The following is a 25,447-nucleotide window of genomic DNA, read 5'->3' as shown; positions in this document are numbered from 1 at the left end:
AAGCGAGGAATGAAATGGTAAAAACGGTCAATGTTATTGGTGCGGGACTTGCAGGAAGTGAAGCTGCTTGGCAGTTAGCTCAAGCAAACGTACTGGTAGAATTATACGAGATGCGTCCGGTTCAATCAACACCAGCTCACCAAACGGAAAAATTTGCTGAGCTGGTCTGCAGCAATTCTCTGCGAGGGAATAATTTAACTAATGCGGTTGGAGTATTAAAAGAAGAAATGCGCCGCTTAAATTCGGTGATCATTCACTCGGCAGACGAAACAGCTGTTCCGGCAGGTGGAGCATTAGCGGTGGATCGCGAAGGATTTTCTGCGCTAATCACTGAGAAGGTGAAAAATCATCCTTTAGTAACTGTGCACAATGAAGAGATTACTAAACTGCCTGAAGGAATTACGATCGTTGCGACAGGCCCGCTTACCTCTAAAGCGTTAGCAGAAGAAATTGCATCATTTAATGGTTCTCATGGCTTCTATTTCTATGATGCAGCAGCACCTATTATTGATGGAACTACAATTGATCGTGAAAAAGTTTATCTGAAGTCTCGTTATGACAAAGGAGAAGCAGCCTACCTGAACTGTGCAATGAATGAAGAGGAATTCATGACTTTTTATGAAGCTTTGATATCAGCTGAAGTAGCAGAGTTGAAAACCTTTGAAAAAGAAAAATTCTTCGAAGGTTGTATGCCGATTGAAGTAATGGCAAAACGAGGGATTAAAACAATGCTCTTCGGTCCTATGAAGCCAGTTGGCTTGGAAGACCCTAAAACAGGCAAGCGTCCTTATGCTGTTATTCAGTTGCGTCAAGATAACGCAGCTGCTTCTATGTACAACATGGTTGGCTTCCAGACTCATCTGAAGTGGGGCGAACAAAAACGTGTATTTCGGATGATTCCAGGGTTAGAAAATGCTGAGTTTTTAAGATACGGTGTAATGCATCGAAATAGCTTTATGAATTCACCAGAGTTGCTTCGCCCGACCTACCAAAGTCGTAATCGCGATGATTTATTCTTTGCAGGCCAAATGACTGGGGTAGAAGGATACGTAGAAAGTGCCGGAAGTGGACTGATTGCCGGAATAAATGCAGCTCGTTTAGCTAAAGATGAGCCGCTGGTGGAGTTTCCGCGGGAGACGGCTCTAGGGGCCATGTCGTATTATATTACTCATGCTGAGGGGAAACATTTCCAACCAATGAACGCCAATTTTGGCTTGTTCCCAAGCTTACCTGAACGAATAAGAGATAAAAAGCTGCGCTATGAAACCTTAGCTCAGCGAGCTTTAGACGCTTTAGCTCAAATGGAACTATAATGGGATTACCCGCCGCAGAAATTTGCGGGGGGTTTTTCTTTTAGTATTCTAAGGAATTGTAAACAAATTCGTGAAAAATCAATAAATTCTGACAATTTAATTGTATTTAAAAACCGGTTGTGCTAAATTTGGATTATGTTTGTGAGGTGAGCTTATGACAAACGAGGAATGGATTCAGGCTTTTATGCGTTATTTGATTACTGAACGCGGGTATTCTGTCAAAACAAAAGAAGCTTATCTAAGAGACTTAACAGCCTTTTGCGAGTTTCTAGAAGACTCTGGAAGTGCAGATCTGCTGGCAATTGATCATTTAGATGTACGCGTTTACTTGGCATTTTTAAATGATCGAGGGTATAGTCGGAACACGATTAGTCGTAATATTGCGAGTTTACGTTCCTTTTATCAATATATACTGAAGCAAGAGAAAATGGAGGAAAATCCTTTTTCCTACGTTCATTTAAAGAAAAAGAAAAATCGCCTGCCTCGCTTTTTTTATGAGAAAGAAATCGATATTCTTTTTCAAAGCTTAGAGGGTGATAGGCCCTTGGATCAGCGCAATCGCGCATTATTAGAAGTTTTATACGGTGCAGGGCTGCGGGTCAGTGAATGTGCCAATTTGACGTTCTCTGTGATTGATCTTGATAACAGTGTTATGTTGATTCATGGAAAGGGCAATAAGGACCGTTATGTCCCATTAGGTTCATTTGCGGCAGATGCTTTGCAGGAATATCGTTTAGACGGTCGTAAACGGATCATGGAAAGGTTTCAAAAAGATCACGACTATGTTTTTATCAATCATCGTGGAGATCAGATTACTCCCACTGGGATTGAATACGTGTTGAATCAGCTAATTAAAAAGAGCAGTCTATCTTCAAGTATTCATCCTCATATGCTGAGGCATACCTTTGCCACACATCTGTTAAATAATGGGGCCGACCTAAGAACAGTTCAAGAGCTGTTAGGCCATGCAAATTTATCTACTACACAAATTTATACTCATGTGACAAAAGAAAGTTTACAAAAAAGTTATCGCTCGTTTCATCCACGAGCTTGAATTTAGGAGGAATAGCAATGGCTGAATCACAATTTCATTCTACAACCATTTGCGCTGTAGAGAAGGACGGAAAATTAGCGATGGCCGGCGACGGTCAAGTGACAATGGGACAACAGGTTGTTATGAAAGGCAGTGCACGTAAAGTGCGTCGCATCTATAATAATCAGGTTGTTGTAGGGTTTGCTGGAAGTGTGGCAGACGCTTTTACCTTGGAAGAAAAATTTGAAGGAAAACTAAACGAATACAACGGTAATCTACAGCGCGCTGCGGTTGAACTAGCACAGGAGTGGCGTACGCAGCAAGCGATGAAAAATTTGGAAGCTTTACTGATTGTCATGAATAAAGATGACATGCTGCTTGTTTCTGGTAATGGTGAAGTAATTGCTCCTGACGATGGTATTTTGGCGATCGGTTCAGGTGGTAACTATGCTTTGGCCGCTGCCAGAGCCTTGAAGCAGCACAACCCAGAAATGTCTGCAAAAGAAATTGCCGAAAGTGCGCTAAATATCGCCGCAGATATTTGTGTCTTTACCAACCATAATATTATCGTGGAAGAGATGTAAAGGAGAATGTTGAATGTCTGAAATTAATAAAACGCCTAGAGAGATTGTCAGCGAATTGGATCAATATATCATTGGCCAAAATGACGCGAAGCGCTCTGTTGCGGTGGCTTTACGCAATCGTTATCGTCGTATGCAGTTAGAAGAAAGCATGCAGCAGGAAGTGACCCCTAAAAATATATTAATGATTGGACCAACAGGGGTAGGTAAAACTGAAATTGCTCGTCGTTTGGCTAGAATTGTCAAGGCACCTTTTGTTAAGGTGGAGGCGACTAAGTTTACGGAAGTCGGTTATGTTGGTCGTGATGTAGAATCCATGGTGAGAGATTTGGTGGAAAATGCAATTACGATCGTTGAGAAGCAGCAATACTCTCAAGTATATAGTAAAGCCTTGAAGCGAGCTAATAAGCGGTTAGTGAAGGTTTTAGTACCTGGAATCAAGCGTGAACAAAAGAAATCAGGTAATCCGTATGATCAAATGATGAATATCTTTAACCAAACGCAACAGGCTGAGCCGCAAGAAGAATTGACAGAAGAAATCAAAGTCAATCGTAAAACAATTTTGGAACAGCTGGAAAAAGGCATGTTGGACAGTCGTGAAGTTACGATTGAAATTGAAGAGCCTAAGAAGTCAATGCCAATGATGAACAATGGTCTGGAGCAGATGGGTATTGATTTAAACGATACGTTAGGTGCCTTAACGCCCACTAAGAAGATTCAACGAACTGTCACTGTTAAAGAAGCTCAGGAGCTGCTGGTTAAAGAAGAACAAGCTAAATTAGTCAATGAAGCAGATATCCATACAGCTGCGATTAAACTAGCCGAAAGCTCAGGAATTATTTTTATTGATGAGATCGATAAGATTACTTCGAAATCGCAACAAAATTCTGGTGAAGTATCTCGCGAGGGGGTTCAACGGGATATTTTACCAATTGTCGAAGGATCACAGGTAAATACCAAGTATGGGGCGATCCAAACCGATCATGTTTTATTTATTGCCAGTGGTGCCTTCAGCTTCTCTAAACCTAGTGATCTGATTCCTGAATTACAAGGTCGTTTCCCAATTCGGGTAGAGTTAGATGATCTAACTGCTGAAGATTTCGTTCGGATATTAACAGAACCAAACAATGCTTTGATCCAGCAATATATAGATTTAATCGGGACTGAAAATGTAAAAGTAATCTTCACTCAGGAAGCAATTGAGAAATTAGCGAAAATTGCTTTTGATGTAAACCGAGAAACCGATAATATCGGTGCCCGTCGATTGCACACTATTTTGGAAAAATTGCTGGAGGATCTACTTTTCGAAGCACCAGACATGCAAATGGGTGAAATTACAATTACTGAGGCTTATGTTGATGAAAAACTGGCTTCGATTGCACAAAATAAAGATCTAAGCCGCTATATTCTATAATTTGGAGGGGAAATGATGGAAACCTTATTAGAAAAAACACGCCAAATTAACAAGTTAATGCAACAAAAAAATGCCTTTGAACCAGCTGCGGAGCTACCTTATAATAATATGGCTCGCATCCTTGGCGATGTGCTGAATTCATTGTCATACATCATTGATTCAAAAGGGAAGCTTTTAGGATTCAATGAAAAGATTGATATTAACAATGATCGTGTCAAGTCATTCCTTGTTGATCGGCAATTTCCTGATAGCTATGTAGGCGAGCTGAAACAAGTTATCAAGACTGAGGCTAATATTCCAAGTGGCAGTTCAGGAACGGCCTTTCCTACAGAACGCTCTCAGTACTATCCTAATGGGGTAACCACTATTGTTCCGATCTTTGGTTCCGGTGAACGTTTAGGTACGATTGTACTTGCCCGAACTGAAGAGTCCTTCACTGAGGATGATTTAGTGTTAGCGGAGTATGGGGCAACTGTTATTGGTATGGAGATCTTATATCAGCAGTTCCTCCATGTGGAAGAAAAAGTTCGTAGTCAAACGGCTGTTCAAATGGCTGTTAGCACACTTTCTTACAGTGAGCTCAAGGCTGTTAAAGCTATTTTTGAAGCTCTAGAAGGCGATGAAGGCCGTTTAACAGCTTCTAACATCGCTGATAAAATTGGTATTACTCGATCTGTTATTGTAAATGCTTTGCGTAAATTGGAATCAGCAGGTATTATAGAGTCACGCTCGCTAGGAATGAAGGGAACTTATTTAAAAGTATTGAATCCTTTGTTCAAAAAAGAATTGGTTAAACATCAATAGAGAGGCGGAAGCTTATGACAGTAAGGATTCAAAATGACTATTTACAGGCAGCGATCAGTGAAAAAGGGGCCGAATTAACCAGCCTTAAGGCTAATGACATCGAATATATGTGGCAGGCTGATCCAACCTACTGGGGACGTCATGCACCGATTCTTTTTCCCTTTGTCGGTCGCTTGAAAGATGATCAATATAGTTATAAAGGAAAAAGCTATCCAATGTCACAGCACGGTTTTGCACGAGATGAAATGTTTGAGATGGCGGAGCAAACGGATGAGAAGGTTGTTTTGACTTTAAAAAGCAACGATAAGACTAAGGAAATTTATCCTTTTGATTTTCTTTTATCTGTTAGTTATGAAGTTTGGGGAGAAGGCCTTCGTGTACGTTTTAAGGTGGAGAATACTGGCAACGAGGAAATGCTGTTTGCCTTAGGAGGACATCCAGCCTTTAATGTGCCATTAGAAGAAAGTTTGAAATTCGAGGACTATTTCTTCTCATTCTCACCGCAAAAATCAAGAGTGAAAATCCCGTTGGACGGACCATTTGCTAATTTAGATCAAAAAACGATTGGTCAGACCAATACTAATATTCGCATTAGTCGTGATTTGTTCCAAAACGACGCGTTGATCTACGAAACAAAAGGATTGAATACCTTTACCATCAGAGCGGAAGATTCGCCTCACAGCGTGACACTAGCCTACAATCATATTCCGTATGTGGGTTTTTGGTCACCCTATCCAAAAGAAGCCCCATTTGTTTGTATTGAGCCTTGGTGGGGATTTGCTGATCCAATCGACAGTACTGGTAAGCTGGAAGATAAACCAGGTATGAATCGTTTAGCACCCGCAGAGGAATTTAAGACACAATTTTCTATTACTGTAAGATAAAGAGAACGCCGGAAAATTCTCCGGCGTTTTTTTGTTTGTATAAAAAATTAATCAAATACAACCTGCCAATTAGGATCGGCATTTGCTTCAAAACACAAAGTAATCTGTTCTTTGGTCGTTTTCTCCTCGGCTAATTCTGGTAGATCTGACAAAGAAAACCAGTCGATTTGCAGAGTTTCGATGTTTTGTTCAAACTGACCGCTTAATTTTTGGCATAAGATAAATACTTTGCACACACCGTAAGCGTAACGAGGAGGATTGTGACGGTTCCGATCTTGAAGAGCAATAACTCTAAGCGTTTCTGCCTCAAAACCAGTTTCTTCTTTCACTTCTTTTAAGACATTGTCTCCTAACGATTGATTGATGTCTACCCAGCCACCAGGTAACGACCATTTTCCATTGTTTTCTTGAACAAGCAAAATTCTGTCGTTCTTGAAAATAGCAGCTCGGGTATCTAGCTTTGGTGTAGGGTAGCCAGGTTCCTCGGCAAACAATTTTCTGATTTCGAGCTCAGGCAAGGGGGACTGAGCCGCTAGCATTTCCACAGACAATGAACGAATACGTTCAAACCGTTCAGCATCAAAAGGATCTTTGGTATAGGTAAGACCTGCTTGAGCTATGGCTTGCAGTTCTACCGCCCAGTCGGTTAATCGATCGTTAATGTTCATTAGGAGACTCCTTTTTATTTAAGCCGAAAGAGACACGATTTTCAGTTCCATTTTTGATTCGTTGAATATTTTCGCGGTGTCGGTAAATAATGTATGTAGTTAGTACCAGACAAATAAGGGTCAGCAGCCAGTTATGCCTAGGAAGTATTGCCGGCCAAATGATAGGCAATATGATCGTCGAAAGAGTAACAAAAATAGCCGAAAGAATACTGGTTGCACTCACCATGCTGGTAATATACAAAACAATTAGAAAGAACACTAAGGAATAAAAGAAGAATAGAGGGCTGTAACCCAGCAGCATCCCAGCACTTGTAGCAACGGCTTTACCTCCTTTGAATCCGGCAAAGATTGGCAAGGTATGACCAATAACTGCGACTAGACCAAACCATAAAGGATTAATATCTAAGTGGAAAATCATAGGCAAACAGGTAGCCAGGGTTCCTTTTAAAAGATCGATGGCGAAGACAACAAAGCCCGCAGGTTTTCCTAAAATTCGAAAAGTATTGGTCGTGCCAGTGCCACCGCTGCCGTACTCACGAATATCTTTTTTAAAGAAAAGTTTTCCAATCCAAACCCCTGATGGAATTGAGCCTAAAAGATAAGCTAGCAACAAAAGCATAGCCATTTTCATTGTTTTTCCCCATTTCATTGTTGTTAGAGTTATTTTAACAGATTTGAAATAGGTGAACAAACATCAAAGCAATGATATACTAAATACTAAGAAAGGCGGTTGTTTTATGCAATTTGAAAACCCTAGTCAAGAGAAGATTTTTGAATATTTAGATACAGCCAAAGTGATAGCGGTGGTGGGCTTTAGTGAAAACCCAGAAAAAACCAGCCATCAAATCGCGCAGTTGTTAAAAGACGCTGATTATACTGTCTATGGAGTAAATCCTAAGTTAGGAGGTCAGAAGATCGCTGGCATCGAAGTTTTTTCTGGATTATCAGAAGTTCCAGAGGCAATAGATATTGTCGATATTTTTCGTCGCAGCGAGTTTTTACCGCAGGTGGCAAAAGAATTTTTGCAGACGGACGCAAAAGTTTTTTGGGCACAACTTGGTTTAAGCAGTCAAGAAGCGGCAGAAATGCTGCATGAAAAGGGCCGTACCGACATTGTTATGGACCGCTGCATCAAGATTGAATTGGCTAAAAGAGTCTAACAACCAGTTGATTTTCTGCTAAAAAATTGATAAAATGCCTTCTCAGGTCATCAGAAGGCTTTTTTTTTGAGCTTTTTTAGCGTATCATAGCAATGATGTATTTTTAGATAAGGAGCTGTTAGCTTGGCTAGGAAAAGTAATAATGAATACAATGACGCTTCGATTCAGGTCTTAGAAGGATTAGAAGCTGTAAGAAAAAGACCTGGTATGTATATTGGATCTACCGATGGACGTGGTCTACACCATTTGGTATATGAAATCGTTGACAACGCAGTGGATGAAGCACTGTCTGGCTTCGGTAATGAAATTGATGTCACGCTGTACCCTGATAATAGTATTAAGGTAAGTGATAAGGGCCGAGGAATGCCTGTTGGAATGCACGCTTCTGGGATCCCTACAGTCGAAGTTATCTTTACAATTTTGCATGCTGGAGGAAAATTTGGACAAGGCGGCTATAAAACTTCTGGCGGGTTACACGGTGTCGGTGCCAGTGTGGTGAATGCCTTGTCGAAATGGCTGACGGTTACCATCGTACGCGATGGTGTCGAATATGTGCAGAAATTTAAGGATGGTGGAAAAGCACAGGGCAGTTTGAAAAAAATCGGCAAAACGCGACAACCGAATGGAACCAGTGTCCATTTCATGCCGGATGATACAATTTTTTCAACAGTCCGCTTTTCTTACAGCACTCTTTCTGAACGGTTGCGGGAATCAGCTTTCTTGTTAAGAGGTGTAAAAATTACCATCACTGATTTACGGGAAGAAGAAGTAAAAGAAGAGGTTTTCCACTTTGAAGAAGGAATCAAAGAATTTGTTGAGTACCTAAACGAAGACAAGGATACTTTGACACCAGTAACCTACTTTTCTGGAGAAAAGGATGGTATTGAGGTTGAGTTCGCTTATCAATACAATGATGGCTATTCAGAAAATGTTTTATCTTTCGTAAACAATGTCCGAACAAAGGATGGTGGAACTCATGAGGCTGGGATGAAAACCTCAATGACGAAAGCCTTTAACGAATATGCCCGTAAGACTGGTTTGCTGAAGGAAAAGGATAAAAACTTGGAAGGTTCAGACTTCCGTGAAGGTTTGTCCGCAGTTCTGTCAATCCGTGTGCCAGAAAATCTGCTGCAGTTTGAAGGCCAAACCAAAGAAAAATTGGGTACACCTGCGGCTCGGGGAGTAGTAGATAACGTCATCGGGGAGCAAATGGGCTTCTACTTGCAGGAAAACAGCGAAACAAGTCAAATGCTGGTACGTAAAGCGATCAAAGCTAGAGAAGCTCGTGAGGCGGCTCGTAAAGCGCGAGAAGAGAGCCGAAATGGCAAGAAACGAAAAAAAGGCGAATCACTTTTATCTGGTAAATTGACACCAGCACAATCTCGTAATGCGCAGCGCAATGAATTATTCCTAGTCGAAGGAGATTCAGCCGGTGGATCAGCGAAACAAGGCCGAGATCGTAAATTTCAAGCGATTCTTCCACTGCGCGGCAAGGTTATCAATACCGAAAAAGCGAAACTACAGGATATTCTGAAAAACGAAGAAATCAACACCATGATTTATACAATTGGAGCTGGTGTTGGTGCAGAGTTTGCAATCGAGGATTGCAACTATGATAAAGTTATTATCATGACCGATGCGGATACCGATGGCGCCCATATACAGGTGCTATTGTTGACCTTTTTCTACCGTTACATGAAGCCCTTAATTGAAGCAGGTAAGGTTTATATTGCTTTGCCACCTTTGTATAAGGTATCTAAGGGGTCTGGCAAGAAACAAGTTATGGAGTACGCTTGGACCGATGATGAGCTGGAAGGCGTTATTAAACGAATTGGCAAGGGCTATATGCTTCAACGTTACAAAGGGCTTGGTGAAATGAACGCTGAACAGCTATGGGAAACTACAATGGATCCTGATCACCGGACACTGGTTCGGGTAAGAATTGATGATGCAGCACAAGCTGAACGCCGAGTAACAACTTTAATGGGCGATAAAGTTGAGCCGCGTCGTAAATGGATTGAAAGCCATGTCCAATTCACTTTAGAAGAAGATGGGAGCCTGCTGGAAAACAAGGATGAGATTCAGCCTTCGGTTTCCAACGAACTGCTGGATGAAGAAAATTTTGAAAACATAGAATTGTTTAATGAGTAGGTGGTGGTCGACAGATGGAAAATAAACAATCGATTCAAGAATTAACGTTAGAGGAAGTCATGGGTGACCGCTTTGGTCGTTACTCAAAATACATTATCCAAGAACGGGCATTACCAGATGTTCGAGATGGTTTAAAACCAGTACAACGTCGTATTTTATATGCTATGAACAAGGATGGTAATACTTACGATAAAGGCTTCCGAAAATCAGCTAAATCTGTCGGAAATATTATGGGGAATTATCATCCTCATGGAGACAGTTCGATTTATGAAGCAATGGTACGTATGAGTCAGGACTGGAAGCTACGAGAAGTTCTGATTGAAATGCACGGAAACAATGGATCAATGGATGGCGATCCGCCAGCAGCAATGCGTTACACGGAAGCACGTCTTTCCCAGCTGAGCGGAGAGATGCTGAAAGATATTGAGAAGGAGACAGTTGATTTAGTTTGGAACTTTGACGATACCGAAAAAGAACCGACTGTTTTACCCGCAGCTTATCCTAATCTGTTAATCAATGGATCTACTGGGATTTCAGCGGGATATGCTACTGAAATTCCAACGCATAATTTATCTGAAGTTATTGATGGAACTATCTATTTGTTGGATCATCCCAATGCCAGCCTGGAAAAAATTATGGAATTTATTCCAGGACCTGACTTTCCGACTGGTGGTATTTTACAAGGCAAAGATGAGATCAAAAAAGCTTATGAAACCGGCAAAGGGAAAGTAATTCTACGTTCAAAGACGGCAATTGAGCCATTAAAAGGTGGAAAACAGCAGATTGTGATCCATGAGGTCCCTTACGAAGTGAATAAGGCGATCCTAGTGAAAAAAATGGACGAAATTCGTTTGAACAAAAAAATTGATGGTATTGCCGAAGTTCGTGATGAAACCGACCGTACAGGTCTTCAAATTGTAGTAGAATTGAAGAAGGACGCAAATGCAGAAGGTATTTTGAATTACTTGTTTAAAAATACGGATTTGCAGATCAATTACAATTTCAACATGGTAGCCATTGATAATATGACACCGCAGCAAGTTGGCCTAAAGCATATTTTAGCCAGCTACATTCAACATCGCCAGTCAGTCATCACGAAACGCAGTCAATTTGAGTTGACTAAAGCTCAAAAACGACAACACATTGTTGAAGGCTTGATGAAGGCTTTATCGATCTTGGATGAAGTGATTGCAGCGATTCGTGAAAGTAAAGACAAGCGAGATGCGAAAAACAATTTAGTTAAAAAGTTTGAGTTTACTGAGGAGCAGGCGGAAGCAATAGTGAACCTGCAATTGTATCGTCTAACTAACACAGATATTACTCAATTGAAAAAAGAAGCAGATGAATTATCCGCTGAAGTGAAAGAATTACAACTGATCTTGTCTAGTGAACGAGAATTGAACAAAGTGATGAAGCAAGAGCTGCGCCAAATCAAAAAGCAATACGGTAATGGTCGCTTAACTAAGATTGAAGATCAAATCACAGAAATCAAGATCGAAACCGAGGTGCTGATCGCTCAGGAGGACGTTGTAGTATCTGTTACCCAAGAAGGATATATGAAACGCAGCAGCCTGCGTTCCTACAATGCATCTCAACCAGAAGAACTGGGAATGAAGGACGGGGATCGCGTCTTGTTTGCTCAGAAAATGAATACGTTAGATCATGTACTGATTTTAACTAATCGCGGCAATATGATCTATCGTCCAGTTCATGAGGTAGCGGATTTGAAATGGAAAGACGTGGGTGAACATATTTCACAAACGATTACCAACCTAAAAGTCGATGAAGAAATTATGGCAGTCTTTCCATATAAAGAGATTGATGCCAATCAATTATTTGTCCTCATGACTAAAGAAGGTATGATTAAGCAAACCCGCATGACCGAGTTTTCACCATGGCGCACGTACAAGAGTCGTCCGACTGCAGCAATCAAGCTGAAAAGCGATACGGATCGGGTAATTGCAGTACGCTTAATCAAAAATACTAAAGATCTTGATGTGTTTATCGGAACTTATCGAGGCTTTGGTCTGCGCTATCCTCTAGAAGAAGTACCTGTAGTAGGGGCTAAAGCAGCGGGTGTTAAGGCTGTTAATCTGAAAGACGGCGATCATGTTGTTGGTGGCACATTAATCTTATCCGAAGGGGATTCACCAATTACCCTAATCAGTCAACGAGGAGCAGCAAAACGGATGTTGGCTCAAGAATTACCGCAACTGGGCAGAGCAAAACGCGGCCTAATGATCTTCAGAGAGTTGAAGAAAAATGCGCACCGCTTAGTTTATCTAACAGATGCCACAGAGGGTGAACTTGAGTTGCTGACCCAAAAAGGAACGACTCAAACAGTGGAAATTGCTAAAATCCCAGTCAGCGATCGTTTGGCCAATGGTTCATTTGCCATAGATGAGAAGACAGACGGCGAGGTATTTGCTGTTTACGAAACGAAACAGTGGGATGAACAATAGTATTAACTGTATTATATAATTTGAATAAAAACGGCTATCTGTATTAGTACAGATAGCCGTTTTTTCGCTCACATAATACCTGATAAAGGTGAGTTTGTAAGAATTATTAATAAATAAAACATGTTTGATATTCTTGATATAAAAGGGATGTTACCGATAACAGGCACAGAAAAAGTGACTTGTTAAAGTTTTTACATGAAACTATTGCAATAGCTTTAGAATGTGTTATACTGTGTCTGTAAAGCTGTAGCAATTAAAAGGGTCATAATTTTCTAAGGAGGTCTCTCTTAAATGGGAACTGCAACAAAAGAGCTTGAAAAGTTGAATGTAATTGAAAAAGAAGCATGGAATGGCTTCAAGGGTACAACTTGGAAGACAGAAGTAAACACACGTGATTTTATCCAAGCCAACTACACACCGTACGAAGGAAATGCTGAATTCTTGGCAGAAGCAACAGATGCAACCAACAAATTATGGGGCAGACTGCAAGAACTGCAAAAGCAAGAACGTGAAAACGGCGGCGTATTGGATATGGAAACTGACGTTGTTTCCTCAGTAAATGCATACGGTGCAGGTTACATTGACGAAGAGTTGAAAGACGAAGAAAAAGTTGTTGGTATCCAAACTGACAAACCTTTAAAACGTGCATTCATGCCTTATGGCGGTATTCGTATGGCTGAAGAAGCATTGGAAAGCTATGGATATACTCCAAACCCTAAATTCACTGAAATCTTCAGCGAATATCATAAGACACATAATCAAGGTGTTTTCGATGTTTATACACCAGAAATTCGGGCAGCTCGTCGTAATAAGATTATTACTGGACTTCCTGATACTTATGGCCGTGGACGTATTGTTGGCGACTATCGTCGTGTAGCATTATACGGAATTGACTACTTGATGCAAGAAAAATTAAAAGATCATGCAAACGTTGGCAATGGCCAATTCACTGACGAAGATATTCGTTTGCGTGAAGAAGTTAACGATCAATTTAAAGCATTGAAAAAAATGAAAGAAATGGCAGCAGCATACGGCTACGATATTTCTCGTCCAGCTGAAAATGCGAAAGAAGCTGTACAATGGGTATACTTCGGTTACCTAGCTGCAATCAAAGAACAAAATGGTGCAGCAATGTCAATCGGCCGTGTATCAACCTTCTTAGATATCTATATTCAACGTGATATCAATAAAGGCTTGATGAATGAAGCTGAAGCACAAGAGTTAATCGACCATTTAGTTATGAAATTACGTATGGTTAAATTCGCTCGTATCCCTTCATACAACGAATTGTTCTCAGGAGACCCAGTATGGGCAACTCTTTCAATCGCTGGTATGGGTATGGACGGACGTACATTAGTTACTAAAAATGATTTCCGTTTCTTACGTACTTTGCAAAATATGGGACCTTCTCCAGAACCAAACTTGACAGTATTGTACTCTTCTCGTTTGCCTGAAGGCTTTAAAGATTATGCAGCGAAAATTTCAATTGAAACTTCTTCTATCCAATACGAAAATGACGACGTTATGCGTCCAGTTTGGTTAGATGACTATGCAATTTGCTGCTGTGTGTCTGCAACTCAAACGGGTAAAGAAATGCAATTCTTTGGTGCCCGTGCAAACCTTGCCAAAGCTTTGACCTATGCAATTAACGGTGGAGTAGATGAAAAATCTAAAACACAAGTGGGACCTAAATACCGTGCAATTACTTCTAATGATGCGTTAGATTTTGAAGAAGTAATGGAAAAATATGACGATATGCTTGAATGGTTGGCAGGTATGTATGTAAATACATTAAACTGCATCCACTACATGCACGATAAATATTATTATGAAGCAGCTGAGCTTGCTTTGATGGATACAAACTTGAAACGTACCTTTGCAACTGGTATTGCTGGATTCTCTCACGTAGTAGATTCATTAGCAGCGATCAAATATGCAAAAGTTTATCCAGTTCGTGACGAAGACGGCTTAGTGATTGACTACAAGACTGAAGGCGAGTTTCCTAAATACGGAAATGATGATAACCGTGCTGATGATATTGCTGTTTGGTTATTGAAGACTTTCTTGGAAAAATTAGAGCATTACAAAACGTACCGTGATTCTGAACCAACAACTTCTATCCTGACAATCACTTCTAACGTAGTTTACGGAAAAGCAACTGGAAGTTTGCCAGATGGACGTCCTGCTGGTGCGCCATTATCTCCTGGTGCTAACCCATCTTACGGTGCAGAACAAAACGGCTTGTTGGCTTCATTAAACTCATTGACTAAATTGCCTTATGAATATGCTTTAGACGGCATTTCAAATACACAAAGTATCAACCCTGATGCTTTAGGTCATGATGAAGAAGAACAAATCGAAAACTTAACAAACGTATTGAACGGCTACTTTGACCAAGGTGCGCATCACTTAAACGTGAACGTATTCGGCAAAGAAAAACTAGTTGATGCAATGGAACACCCAGAAAAAGAAGAGTACGCAAACTTCACCATTCGTGTTTCTGGTTACGCAGTTAAATTTATTGATTTAAGTCGTGAACAACAATTAGATGTTATCAGCCGTACATTCCACGAAAAGATGTAAGAACTGAAAACAAAGCAACGCAAGTAAGGGCGGATGGACGGAGGTCTATTCGCCTTTACCCATGTTTATAAGGAGGAAATGTTTATGTCGACAACGACTGAACAACCCATCATAGGAAATGTCCACTCAATTGAAAGCTTTGGCTCCGTTGATGGACCTGGCGTTCGATTTATCGTCTTTATGCAAGGCTGCCGCATGCGCTGCCAGTTTTGTCATAATCCTGATACTTGGCAAATTCACGATCCAAAGGCTAAGAAACGTACGGCCGATGATCTCTTACAAGAAGCAATCCATTACAAGAGCTATTGGGGTAAAAAAGGTGGAATCACAGTTAGTGGTGGTGAACCCTTGCTGCAAATCGATTTTCTAATTGATCTATTTAAAAAGGCTAAAGCGCAAGGAATCCACACTACATTAGATTCATGTGGCAAACCCTTTACCTTTGAAGAACCATTTTTCTCTAAATTTGAAGAATTGATGCAATATACCGACCTGATTTTATTTGACATTAAACAAATCGATGATCAAAAGCATAAGGAATTAACTGGACATGGCAATGCCAATATTTTGGACATGGCGAAGTATTTATCCGACATCAATAAGCCGGTTTGGATTCGCCACGTATTAGTACCCTTTAGAAGCGACTATGACGAATTTTTAATTCGATTAGATACATTTATTAAAACCTTGAAGAATGTGGATAAAGTAGAAATTCTGCCTTACCACACGATGGGTAAATACAAATGGGAAGAAATGGGCTTGAAATACCCATTGGAAGGCATTGAACCGCCTTCGGATGAACGAGTGGTTAATGCAAAAAAACTTCTCCATACAGAGGATTATAAAGGCTATCTGAAACGATAAACTTTCGAGAAAAGAGCGACTGTTGGTTGCTCTTTTCGTTTTTTTTGATATCATTAAGAAGAACTTATTTAAAGGAGCGAATTGATTATGACAAAAGTTTTAGTTTTTGGTCACCAGAATCCTGATACAGATGCAATTGGCGCAGCGATTTCCTTTGCAAATCTGCAAAAAGAATTGGGGATAGATGCTGAAGCAGTAGCTTTGGGTACCCCTAATGAAGAAACCCAGTATGCTTTGGATCACTTTGGTTTAACTGCCCCTCGTGTAGTAGAAAGTGTTGAAGCAGAAGCTGCTGATGTTATGCTGGTGGATCACAATGAATTCCAGCAGTCAATTTCAGACATTGAAAAAGCTAATATTTTAGCAGTAGTGGATCACCATCGGATTGCTAATTTTCAAACAGCAGATCCTTTGTACTATCGCGCTGAACCAGTTGGTTGTACATCAACTATCGTATTAAAACTATACAAAGAAAAGAATGTGGCAGTGCCAAAAGAAATAGCTGGTTTAATGCTGTCAGCGATTGTTTCTGACACATTACTATTCAAATCACCTACTTGTACTGAAGAAGATGTAGCAGCAGCAAAAGAGCTTGCTGAGGTGGCTAACGTTGATTTAGACAGCTATGGGCTAGCGATGTTAAAAGCTGGAACTAACTTGGCTGATAAATCAGAAGCTGAGCTATTAGACTTGGATGCAAAAAGCTTCCCAATGGCGGATAAAATAGTCCGAGTTGCTCAAGTAAATACCGTTGATTTAGACGAGGTATTTGCGCGTCAAGATGCATTAAAAGCAGCCATGATTGCTGAAAATGCTGAGAAGGGTTATGATCTGTTCTTGTTGTTGGTTACCAACATTTTGAATTCAGACTCTGAATTATTAGTAGCTGGTGAACCGCGTGAGAAAGTGATTGAAGCCTTCAACGTTCAATTAGCCGATGATCGGGCCTTCTTGCCAGGTGTCGTTTCTCGTAAGAAACAGGTTGTTCCTCAATTGACAGCCGCTTTTGAAGCTTAAGAGTTAAGAAGAGGATTTAAAAATCCTCTTTTTTTGTATATTTTTTTAATTGGGACTATACTTTGAAATGGAGTTATTATGGATATTTTAACAACTAATCAACAATTAAAAAGGAGTCTTTCCGATCCAGCAACAAATAGATTGATTGCTTACTTTTATCAGTTGGAGCACCCTGTGATTCTGAGGGAAATACGTTCTGTGTTTTCGGAGGATGTGCAGTTGGATAAGCGTTTGGATTTGTTGATTCAGACGGGTGTAGTGGAACGGAAAGATCGGCGTTATCGCTTGCTCTTGCCGGTTTATCAAGATTTTCCCCAGAGTGCTTTGTACAATCAATTAACACAATTAATTGGGACGGATGAGTTAATCAGTTTTGTAGAACAGTTTTATCCAGAAGAATTAGCGGGACCATTGGCCGTGACCTTTGATCTGCCATGTAGAACTCTTTTAGAGAATAATTCCTATGAACTGGTTACGTTGAACGCTCAGGGGATTACTTCACTTACATTGCCCAATTATTTCTATTATCAGCAGGAGAAACGACCTGAGTCATTCGGGTCTCTGGAAAAGCTTCTAGGTGATGTACATCCAGGTTTCTTTTTTAATCAGGTGGAGCTTTTACTTGCGGCACTTTTAAAGGGAAAACAACCGAAAAGAAATTCAATCTTCCTAAAAAGTTTAGTCATGACTGAGGTTGCTTCATCTGGCCCTGAATGGAAGCTTGAAGTACCAGTGGTACAGGAGAAGGCTGAACTGGGAGAGGTTGCTAGTTTGTGGCAGCAATACGATGAAACGGAACGCTACTTTGCTTTTTATCAGCTTTTGCTGCGTTTGTTAGGATCAAAAGACTCTTTCACCTACATTATTCAAAAGAAGGCGTAATAAATGAAAAAAATAGCCAAGCTTGTTGCTTTGCTTCTCTCATTTTTGTCAGTAATCGGGTTGGTTTATTATGCTCAGATTCGTTACTTCAGCCCGGGCACCCTAACCAAACAAAAAGGGGTGCGCTATTCTAATACCCCAACTGTTTTTATTCATGGTTATCAAGGGAGCTCACTTTCTTTTGGGCCCTTGTTGAAGCAATTGGAGTCGGAGAATATTGCTAAGCGAGAGATGACCATCGTAGTGAAGTCCGATGGAAAGCTTTCTGTCGAAGGGGAGCTGACTAATAATCACGACAACCCAACTATTATGGTCTTATTCAGTGAAGACGTGACGGACGAGATTCAACAAAGTAAGTGGATTGCTAAAGTCATGCATTATCTATATCAACAACATGTGACCACGTTAAATTTGGTTGCTCATTCAATGGGGGGGGTATCTACCTTAAGATACCTGCTGGAATATGCTGACAGCAAGGTACCTAGAGTAGCAAAATTAGTAACGATCGCAGCTCCCTTTAACGATCTGGAAATTGCGGAGGATACAGAAGAGATTTTTGCCTATGAACTAACGGAGGATGGACCAGTTGGTCAGACTCCGATCTATGAATATTTTGACCAAGCTATGAATCGGTTGCCAAATAACTTAGCCATCTTAAACGTGGCTGGAGATTTGCAGGATGGGACAGACAGTGATGGTTCAGTTTCTACCCACAGTGCGTTCTCTTTGCGTTTTTTATTGCAAAAACATACTAAAAACTATCAGGAATTGCTGATCAAAGGAAGAAGTGGGGGTCACTCTGCGATTACCCGCAGTAAGAAGCTTCGAGACAATATAATCGCTTTTTTATGGCGCTAGCATAACTAGAAAAACCGGTGAGAGAACGATCTCGCCGGTTTTTCTAGTTTTCAGTACTGGATGCTAAGGTGTATTTTGCCGTTTTCTCAACTTTTTGGTCCAGAAACCACCTGAAATATATTTAGGTTCATAGGAAATGATGAAGGCTCGACCTTCAACTTCTTTAATCAAACGATAAAGATTTTGCTCTGTTTTTCGGGGAGACAAAATTTCAAGGACCATTCGTTCACCTTCCAGTCCTTCGGCATAAGATTGAGTGACACCGTAGCCGTTATCCCGCAAGATACGGGGCAGACTCTTTTCTTGTTCAGTATTTGTAGGCAGGATGACAGTAACCATCATGTAGCCTAATGCCAGCTTATCTTCAATTTTAATGCCAACACTAATTCCGATAGCATAGCCTAAGGCGTAAGCGAACAGATTGATTGGGTTATCCAGCCGATCCAGCACCATTGAAAGACCCATAATGTAAATAGTAATCTCAATCATACTTAATAAGGGGGCCAATATGCGGTAGCCCTTCATCGTCAGCATAAAACGGATGGTATTCAGCGCTACGTAGGCAAAATTAATGCCAAAGGTCATCAGAAGCATCAGTGGATCTAACATGATAAATTCCCCCTCTCTTTCTAGGGTATCGGTTCTGTTATCAAAAGGCAAATACTATTGTTTATCACTAATAAATCCAAATAATTAAATAACGTTAGTAATAATTACGATTGTTATTTGTCTCTTTTAGAATTATTATAGACAAAAAACGAAAAAAACGAAATAAAATAACCATTATGATATAGCATTTCAATTCTAAGTATATTATAATGAAATTAGAATGATGTTAATGCTTATTTTATTCCGTCAAATCAAGGGTTTAACCTGAATTATTTGCGGAAGTATGTTATTATAAAGTAGAAGGGTCGAATACAAAATGAGGAAACGTTCATTCTTTGAAAGCAAAATTTTATTCTTTTTCACAAAAAATAGTTAAGGTGATGAGCATGGAAGAAAAGATTAACGAACTATCCGCAGAAATAAGTCGCGCAAAAAATAACTTTTTGACCGGTGAGAATTATTACGTGCAGCATTTGTTGGGAGCACATAGAATTTCAGAAGGTAACTACTGCTTCCGTGTCTGGGCACCTGAGGCTAAAGCTGTTTTTTTAGTGGGGGATTTTAACGATTGGGAAAACACACTTTCAATGAATCTTGATGCTGAAACAGGAATTTGGGAAATTATCACCGACCAACCTAAAGAGGGCGATCTCTACAAATTTAACGTTCGACAGTCGAATGGGCGAGAGATCATGAAAATTGATCCTTTTGCAATCCGTTTTGAAAAAAGACCCGGGGATGCAGCAGTACTATATACAATTCCTGAAAAAAAGTGGCGTGATGGACTATGGCGTGGACGTAGTAAACGAACCAATGCGCTAAAAAGACCGATGAGCGTTTATGAGGTTCATGCTAGCTCTTGGAAACATCATGAAGATGGAACCCCCTACAGCTTTGGTGATCTTACCAAGGAGCTCGTACCTTATTTAGCTGAAATGGGTTATACCCATGTAGAATTTTTACCTTTAATGGAACACCCGTTGGGTCGTTCATGGGGGTATCAGCTGATTGGCTATTTTGCTTTGAGCTCCTATTATGGAACACCCGAGGAGTTTCAGGAGTTTGTTGAAGCCTGCCACTTAAATAATATTGGAGTTTTTGTCGATTGGGTTCCTGGTCATTTCTGTATTAATGATGATACGCTGCCTTATTATGACGGGACAGCACAATTTGAATACAGTGATCCTGACCGTGCGAAAAATGTTCGTTGGGGGTCGATTAATTTTGACCTAGGCAAACCACAAGTGCAAAGTTTCTTAATTTCCAGCGCTTTGTTCTGGATTGAGCTTTATCACATTGATGGTATTCGAGTGGATGCAGTATCCAGCATGTTGTACCGAGACTATGACGATGGCCCTTGGACACCGAATCACGAAGGCGGCAATCGAAATTTTGAAGGCTACTATTTCTTACAGAAGCTTAATTCGGTCATTAAGTTGGCCCACCCAAATGTTTTGATGATTGCTGAGGAAAGTTCTTCTGAGACCCAAATTACCGGAATGACCGAGACGGGCGCTTTAGGGTTTGATTATAAGTGGAACATGGGTTGGATGAATGACGTGCTGCGTTTTTATGAGATGGATCCGATTTTCCGTAAAGATCATTTCAATTTAGTCACTTTCTCTTTTATGTATATGATGCAGGAGAATTATATTTTGCCGTTGTCACATGACGAAGTGGTTCATGGGAAGAAGAGCCTAATGCACAAGATGTGGGGTGATCGGTACAAACAGTTTTCTCAGTTGCGCAACTTGTATACCTACTTTATGACCCACCCTGGGAAAAAATTGCTATTTATGGGAAGCGAATGGGGACAATTTCTAGAATGGAAGTTTGATGAAAGTTTAGAGTGGATAGACCTGAATGATTCGCTAAACAACCGCATGCAGCAATTCACCGCTGCACTCAATGATTTTTATAAAAACCAGCCGGCCTTATGGGAGCTGGAGAATACCTACGATACGATCGAAATCATTGATGCCGATAACACTTCAGAATCAGTACTTTCTTATTTACGACAAGGAAAACGCAAAAAAGACTTTTTAATTGTTGTGTTGAATATGACACCTGTAGAACGCAAAGATTTCCATATTGGGGTTCCTTATCCAGGTACTTATAAAGAAATTTGGAACACAGAAATGGAAGAATTTGGTGGTACTTGGACTAAGCACAATGAAGATTGTGAAAGTGAACCAAGTGCATTTAAAAATTATGAGCAGCTAATCCGAACCACGATACCTGCTTTTGGCGCAGTCATTTTCAAACCTGAGTCAATTGTTTTAAAACGGAAAAACAAATAATAATTTGAGAGGAGGTTGATGAAGGATTTCCTTCATCATCCAAAAATGAAAACAGAAATTTTAGCTATGATTTTAGCTGGGGGAAAAGGGTCACGTTTGGGTAAGTTAACACAAAATATTGCCAAACCGGCAGTCCCTTTCGGCGGAAGATATCGAATCATTGATTTTACTTTAAGCAATTGTATTAATTCTGGCATAAATAATGTGGGAGTTGTCACACAATATCAACCACTTGCCTTAAATAGTCATATCGGGAACGGGTCCAGCTGGGGCTTTGACAGTTTAAATGCTGGCGTTACCATATTGCAGCCTTATTCAAGTAATGATGGCAGCAAGTGGTTTGAAGGGACTGCTCATGCCATCTATCAAAATATGGATTATATCGACCAAATGGATCCACAATATGTGTTGATATTGTCAGGCGACCATATATATAAGATGGATTATGAAGCGATGCTTGAGAACCACAAAGAAAACAACGCTGCTCTTACAGTGGCGGTTATTGGTGTGCCGATTGAAGAGGCCTCTCGTTTCGGTATTATGAACACCGATGAAAACGATCGAATCATTGAATTTGAGGAAAAACCAGAAGAGCCTAAGAGTGATCTGGCCTCAATGGGGATTTACATCTTCAACTGGAGTCGTTTGCGCAGCATGCTGTTAAACAGTTACCAAAAAGATGATCACATGCTTGACTTTGGTAAGCATGTAATTCCAGCTTATCTGGAAGGTGGAGATAACGTCTTTGCGTATCGCTTTGAAGGCTACTGGAAGGATGTTGGAACGATTGATTCTCTATGGGAAACCAGCATGGAATTTATTGATCCGGATCACAGCTTAAACATCCGGGATAAAACTTGGCGTATTTCAGCTAAAAATACTATTTCACCACCGCATTTCTTTACGGATACAGCCGATGTCAAGGACTCATTAGTGGTTGATGGTTGTTACGTTGCTGGTGAGGTGAATCACAGTATTTTATCTAGCGATGTTCAGATAAAAGAGGGTGCTGAGGTGAGAGACAGTGTGATTATGCCAGGTGCAACCATTGGCAGGAATGCAAAAATTAACAGAGCTATTGTCGGTGAACATGCGATCATAGGTGATAACGCTGTTGTAAATGGCGAAGAGGAAATCGCTGTTGTCGGTTATTCAGAAGTGATTGGAGTGTCGATTGATGAGAGCTAATAAAATGTGTGCCATTTTAGGGAATGTACATGAATGCCAAGAATTAATGCCTTTAACAGAGAAACGTCCATTGGCAACGTTACCGTTTGATTGTAAATATCGTATACTGGACTTTACTTTATCTAACGTGGTGAATGCTAACGTGAAATCAGTATACATGGTATTTAACCAAGGATTAACGCAATCAGTTTTTGATCATATTGGCGGCGGTCGTGAATGGCATTTAGATAGTGTGGACAGTCGTTATTTCATCCATTTCTATCAAGACTTTTTACAAAAGCGGGCAGAAGGCCGTCCTTATTATGAAGCTGCAATTGATTATTTGAAAAAATCAAAAAGCAAGTATACAGTGTTTATCGGCAATAAAATGCTGTGCAACATTGATCTTCGGGCTGTTTTAAAGATTCATCAGCAGCACGATAGTGAAATAACTGTCGTGTATAAAAAGATGCCAACGAACCAAATTGCTTATCAAGACATCATTTTAGATATTGATGAACATGGAGTAGTTGATGGGCATCATGCTTATTTTGATGATGCTGCAGAATCAGAATCCAAAAATCTGAGCATGAACATTTTTATTGTTCGTACCGATTGGTTAATCAATGCATTAGCAGATGGACAGAAAAAAGGCACCCCCGTTGCCATTCAAGATTTCTTGACTTTATGTATGGATAATCATAAAACTTCAGCTTATGAATATACTGGTTTTCTGAGTAATATTTTTGATGTAAAAGCCTATTATGATGCGAATATGGCTATGCTGGACTCTAAGAAATTTACTTCTTTGTTGTATTCGAATCAAAAAATCTATACAAAACTGAAAAATGAAGTGGCAACCTATTATGCACCAACTTCGGATGTCCACAATAGTCAATTTGCTACCGGCTGTATTGTTAAAGGGAAAGTAAGAAACTCTCTATTCTCTCGCAGTTCAATCGTTGAAGAAGGTGCGGAAGTACGGGATTCTATTGTTATGGCAAGTGCTGTTATCAACCAAGGTGCGGAAGTCTCTTATGCCATACTAGATAAGCATGTTAAAGTTGACCCTGGCGTGAAAATTGTTGGAACACCTGAGAAGCCGCTTGTGATTAAAAAGAATACTCATGTCACAAGTGATATCTATGGAGGAACAGCGTAATGAAAATTTTATTTGCTGCAGCAGAATGCGCTCCTTTTTTCAAAACAGGGGGATTGGGCGATGTAGCAGGTGCTTTGCCGAAAGCATTAAAGGAAAAGGGTGCAGAGATTCGAGTGGTTTTACCCTATTTTTCCAAGATGGGGGAACAATACAAGTCGAAGACAGAGGACTTGTTCAATTTTGAGGTAGAGGTAGGTTGGCGCAAGCAATATTGCGGCGTTAAGTACTTAAAGCACCAAGGAATTGATTACTACTTTATCGATAATATGTATTATTTTAATCGACCGAACTTGTATGGTGATTATGATGATGGGGAGCGTTTTGCTTTCTTTCAAATGGCTGTAATTGAAATGATGGAGAAGATTGATTATATTCCAGATGTGATTCATGTGAATGACTACCACACAGCGATGATTCCTTTCCTCTTAAAGGAAAAATATCGTTGGATTCAAGCCTATCAACAGATTCGTACAGTGTTAACAATTCATAATATTGAATTTCAGGGACAGTATGACAGCTCGATCATGGCCGATTTATTTGGTATGGGTATGGAGCGATATGCTGACGGAACGATTCGTTACAATAATTGTGTTAATTTTATGAAGGCCGGTATTCTGTATGCGGATCGCGTAACTACGGTGAGCCCTTCTTACGCCGAGGAGATCAAAACACCTGGATTTGGTTCAGGCTTAGATGTAATCTTACGTATGGAAAGTGGAAAATTAAGCGGGATTGTTAATGGGATTGATTACGAAATGTTTGATCCAACAACTGATCCAGCGATCTTTACTCATTATGACAGTAAACAGTTGGATAAGAAATTCGAAAACAAAACTCAACTTCAAGAATTGCTGGGACTTCCGGTTCGTAAAGATGTTCCTATGATGGGCATTGTTAGTCGTTTGACTTATCAAAAGGGCTTCCATCTGCTGCTGCAGGAAATGGAAAATTTGATGCAATTTGATGTGCAATTAGTTTTAATAGGAACGGGAGATCCAGATTATGAGCGGGGCTTCCGTTACTTCGGGGAAAAATACCCAGAAAAAGCCAGTATTCAAATCGCCTTTGATGTACAATTAGCTCAGAAGGTTTATGCTGGTGCTGACATGTTCCTGATGCCATCCGCTTTCGAGCCCTGCGGACTTTCGCAAATGATTTCGATGCGGTATGGAACTTTACCGGTGATTCATGAAATCGGCGGGTTAAAGGATACTGTACAGCCATATAATCCAATAACCAACGAAGGAACGGGCTTTGGTTTTGTTGATTATCAATCTTATTTCTTAATGAATACCTTGAAGCAAGCAATTGAGCTTTATCAACAGGAGCCAAAGGTATGGAAGAAATTGATGAACAACGCAATGGCAAAGGATTTCAGTTGGGATGTTTCCAGCCAACGCTATCTAGAGTTGTATCAACAAATCAGTTAAACGGTCAGAATCTCCGGCTGGATTAGTCGTAGGTTCTGATTTTTTAAATTAAATAAATATTGAGTGTGTCAAAACAGGAAGAATTAGTGGCACATCAGTTGATTT

General features: G+C 40.2%; 21 protein-coding genes. 18 read left to right on the top strand and 3 right to left on the bottom strand.

Annotated elements, in window-relative coordinates:
- Positions 1-14 precede the first annotated feature (14 nt).
- From trmFO to IGI49_RS06295, 6 genes are all read left to right on the top strand, one after another.
- On the top strand, positions 15-1,313 hold the full coding sequence (trmFO, locus tag IGI49_RS06320; protein WP_429963831.1) for a methylenetetrahydrofolate--tRNA-(uracil(54)-C(5))-methyltransferase (FADH(2)-oxidizing) TrmFO: 1,299 nt from the start codon (positions 15-17) through the stop codon (positions 1,311-1,313).
- Positions 1,314-1,467: 154 nt separating this feature from the next.
- The gene (gene xerC / locus IGI49_RS06315) at positions 1,468-2,367 is read left to right on the top strand and encodes a tyrosine recombinase XerC (RefSeq protein ID WP_429963830.1); all 900 of its coding nucleotides are present in this window, start codon (positions 1,468-1,470) and stop codon (positions 2,365-2,367) included.
- A 17-nt stretch (positions 2,368-2,384) separates the two neighbouring features.
- Positions 2,385-2,930 (top strand): ATP-dependent protease subunit HslV, encoded by a 546-nt coding sequence (gene hslV, locus IGI49_RS06310; RefSeq protein WP_207705152.1) that lies wholly within the window; start codon positions 2,385-2,387, stop codon positions 2,928-2,930.
- Between the two features lie 13 nt (positions 2,931-2,943).
- On the top strand, positions 2,944-4,341 hold the full coding sequence (hslU, locus tag IGI49_RS06305) for an ATP-dependent protease ATPase subunit HslU (RefSeq protein ID WP_429963829.1): 1,398 nt from the start codon (positions 2,944-2,946) through the stop codon (positions 4,339-4,341).
- A 15-nt stretch (positions 4,342-4,356) separates the two neighbouring features.
- Entirely contained in the window at positions 4,357-5,145 is a 789-nt protein-coding gene (codY, locus tag IGI49_RS06300; protein ID WP_207705150.1) for a GTP-sensing pleiotropic transcriptional regulator CodY, read from the top strand.
- Between the two features lie 14 nt (positions 5,146-5,159).
- Positions 5,160-6,029 carry an aldose 1-epimerase family protein gene (locus IGI49_RS06295; RefSeq protein WP_429963828.1) on the top strand — a complete coding sequence of 290 codons (870 nt, stop codon included), beginning with the start codon at positions 5,160-5,162 and terminating at the stop codon, positions 6,027-6,029.
- A gap of 47 nt (positions 6,030-6,076) precedes the next feature.
- On the opposite strand, the gene IGI49_RS06290 is transcribed toward IGI49_RS06295, so the two are convergent.
- Both IGI49_RS06290 and plsY read right to left on the bottom strand, forming a co-directional pair.
- Positions 6,077-6,697 (bottom strand): NUDIX hydrolase N-terminal domain-containing protein, encoded by a 621-nt coding sequence (locus IGI49_RS06290; protein WP_429963827.1) that lies wholly within the window; start codon positions 6,695-6,697, stop codon positions 6,077-6,079.
- Positions 6,687-7,328 carry a glycerol-3-phosphate 1-O-acyltransferase PlsY gene (plsY, locus tag IGI49_RS06285; protein ID WP_207705147.1) on the bottom strand — a complete coding sequence of 214 codons (642 nt, stop codon included), beginning with the start codon at positions 7,326-7,328 and terminating at the stop codon, positions 6,687-6,689. The genes IGI49_RS06290 and plsY overlap by 11 nt, the downstream gene beginning before the upstream one ends.
- Positions 7,329-7,434: 106 nt before the next feature.
- Here plsY and IGI49_RS06280 point away from each other — a divergent pair, with 106 nt between their 5' ends.
- From IGI49_RS06280 to IGI49_RS06245, 8 genes are all read left to right on the top strand, one after another.
- Positions 7,435-7,857, top strand: a complete 423-nt coding sequence (locus IGI49_RS06280; protein ID WP_429963826.1) for a CoA-binding protein — start codon at positions 7,435-7,437, stop codon at positions 7,855-7,857.
- A gap of 123 nt (positions 7,858-7,980) precedes the next feature.
- A complete protein-coding gene (gene parE / locus IGI49_RS06275) occupies positions 7,981-10,008 on the top strand; it encodes a DNA topoisomerase IV subunit B (protein WP_429963825.1) in 2,028 nt (675 codons plus the stop codon).
- A gap of 14 nt (positions 10,009-10,022) precedes the next feature.
- Positions 10,023-12,470, top strand: coding sequence for a DNA topoisomerase IV subunit A (gene parC, locus IGI49_RS06270; protein WP_429963824.1), 2,448 nt, complete (start codon positions 10,023-10,025; stop codon positions 12,468-12,470).
- 291 nt (positions 12,471-12,761) lie between these two features.
- A complete protein-coding gene (pflB, locus tag IGI49_RS06265) occupies positions 12,762-15,053 on the top strand; it encodes a formate C-acetyltransferase (RefSeq protein ID WP_429963823.1) in 2,292 nt (763 codons plus the stop codon).
- Positions 15,054-15,137: 84 nt separating this feature from the next.
- Complete coding sequence (gene pflA / locus IGI49_RS06260) at positions 15,138-15,917, top strand: pyruvate formate-lyase-activating protein (protein ID WP_429963822.1); 780 nt, start codon at positions 15,138-15,140, stop codon at positions 15,915-15,917.
- Positions 15,918-16,004: 87 nt separating this feature from the next.
- The gene (locus tag IGI49_RS06255; RefSeq protein ID WP_429963821.1) at positions 16,005-16,934 is read left to right on the top strand and encodes a manganese-dependent inorganic pyrophosphatase; all 930 of its coding nucleotides are present in this window, start codon (positions 16,005-16,007) and stop codon (positions 16,932-16,934) included.
- 78 nt (positions 16,935-17,012) lie between these two features.
- The gene (locus IGI49_RS06250) at positions 17,013-17,816 is read left to right on the top strand and encodes a DUF1803 domain-containing protein (protein WP_429963820.1); all 804 of its coding nucleotides are present in this window, start codon (positions 17,013-17,015) and stop codon (positions 17,814-17,816) included.
- A 3-nt stretch (positions 17,817-17,819) separates the two neighbouring features.
- Positions 17,820-18,674, top strand: coding sequence for an alpha/beta hydrolase (locus tag IGI49_RS06245; RefSeq protein ID WP_429963819.1), 855 nt, complete (start codon positions 17,820-17,822; stop codon positions 18,672-18,674).
- A 63-nt stretch (positions 18,675-18,737) separates the two neighbouring features.
- Here IGI49_RS06245 and IGI49_RS06240 read toward each other — a convergent pair whose 3' ends face one another.
- Positions 18,738-19,283 carry a DUF2179 domain-containing protein gene (locus tag IGI49_RS06240; protein WP_207702992.1) on the bottom strand — a complete coding sequence of 182 codons (546 nt, stop codon included), beginning with the start codon at positions 19,281-19,283 and terminating at the stop codon, positions 18,738-18,740.
- Positions 19,284-19,669: 386 nt separating this feature from the next.
- Here IGI49_RS06240 and glgB point away from each other — a divergent pair, with 386 nt between their 5' ends.
- From glgB to glgA, 4 genes are read left to right on the top strand one after another with little or no spacing between them, the layout of a single operon-like run.
- Positions 19,670-21,583: a 1,4-alpha-glucan branching protein GlgB gene (glgB, locus tag IGI49_RS06235; RefSeq protein WP_429963818.1), complete on the top strand. Its 1,914-nt coding sequence runs from the start codon at positions 19,670-19,672 to the stop codon at positions 21,581-21,583.
- Between the two features lie 45 nt (positions 21,584-21,628).
- Positions 21,629-22,771, top strand: coding sequence for a glucose-1-phosphate adenylyltransferase (locus IGI49_RS06230; RefSeq protein ID WP_207703031.1), 1,143 nt, complete (start codon positions 21,629-21,631; stop codon positions 22,769-22,771).
- Entirely contained in the window at positions 22,761-23,912 is a 1,152-nt protein-coding gene (gene glgD / locus IGI49_RS06225) for a glucose-1-phosphate adenylyltransferase subunit GlgD (RefSeq protein ID WP_207702994.1), read from the top strand. Before IGI49_RS06230 ends, glgD begins: the two co-directional genes overlap by 11 nt.
- Positions 23,912-25,342 carry a glycogen synthase GlgA gene (glgA, locus tag IGI49_RS06220; RefSeq protein WP_429963817.1) on the top strand — a complete coding sequence of 477 codons (1,431 nt, stop codon included), beginning with the start codon at positions 23,912-23,914 and terminating at the stop codon, positions 25,340-25,342. The genes glgD and glgA overlap by 1 nt, the downstream gene beginning before the upstream one ends.
- The last annotated feature ends 105 nt before the right edge of the window (positions 25,343-25,447 follow it).

The organism is Enterococcus sp. AZ071 (assembly GCF_050499065.1).
Taxonomy (GTDB): domain Bacteria; phylum Bacillota; class Bacilli; order Lactobacillales; family Enterococcaceae; genus Enterococcus_A; species Enterococcus_A ferrettii.
This window is presented reverse-complemented; position numbering and strand designations above follow the sequence as displayed.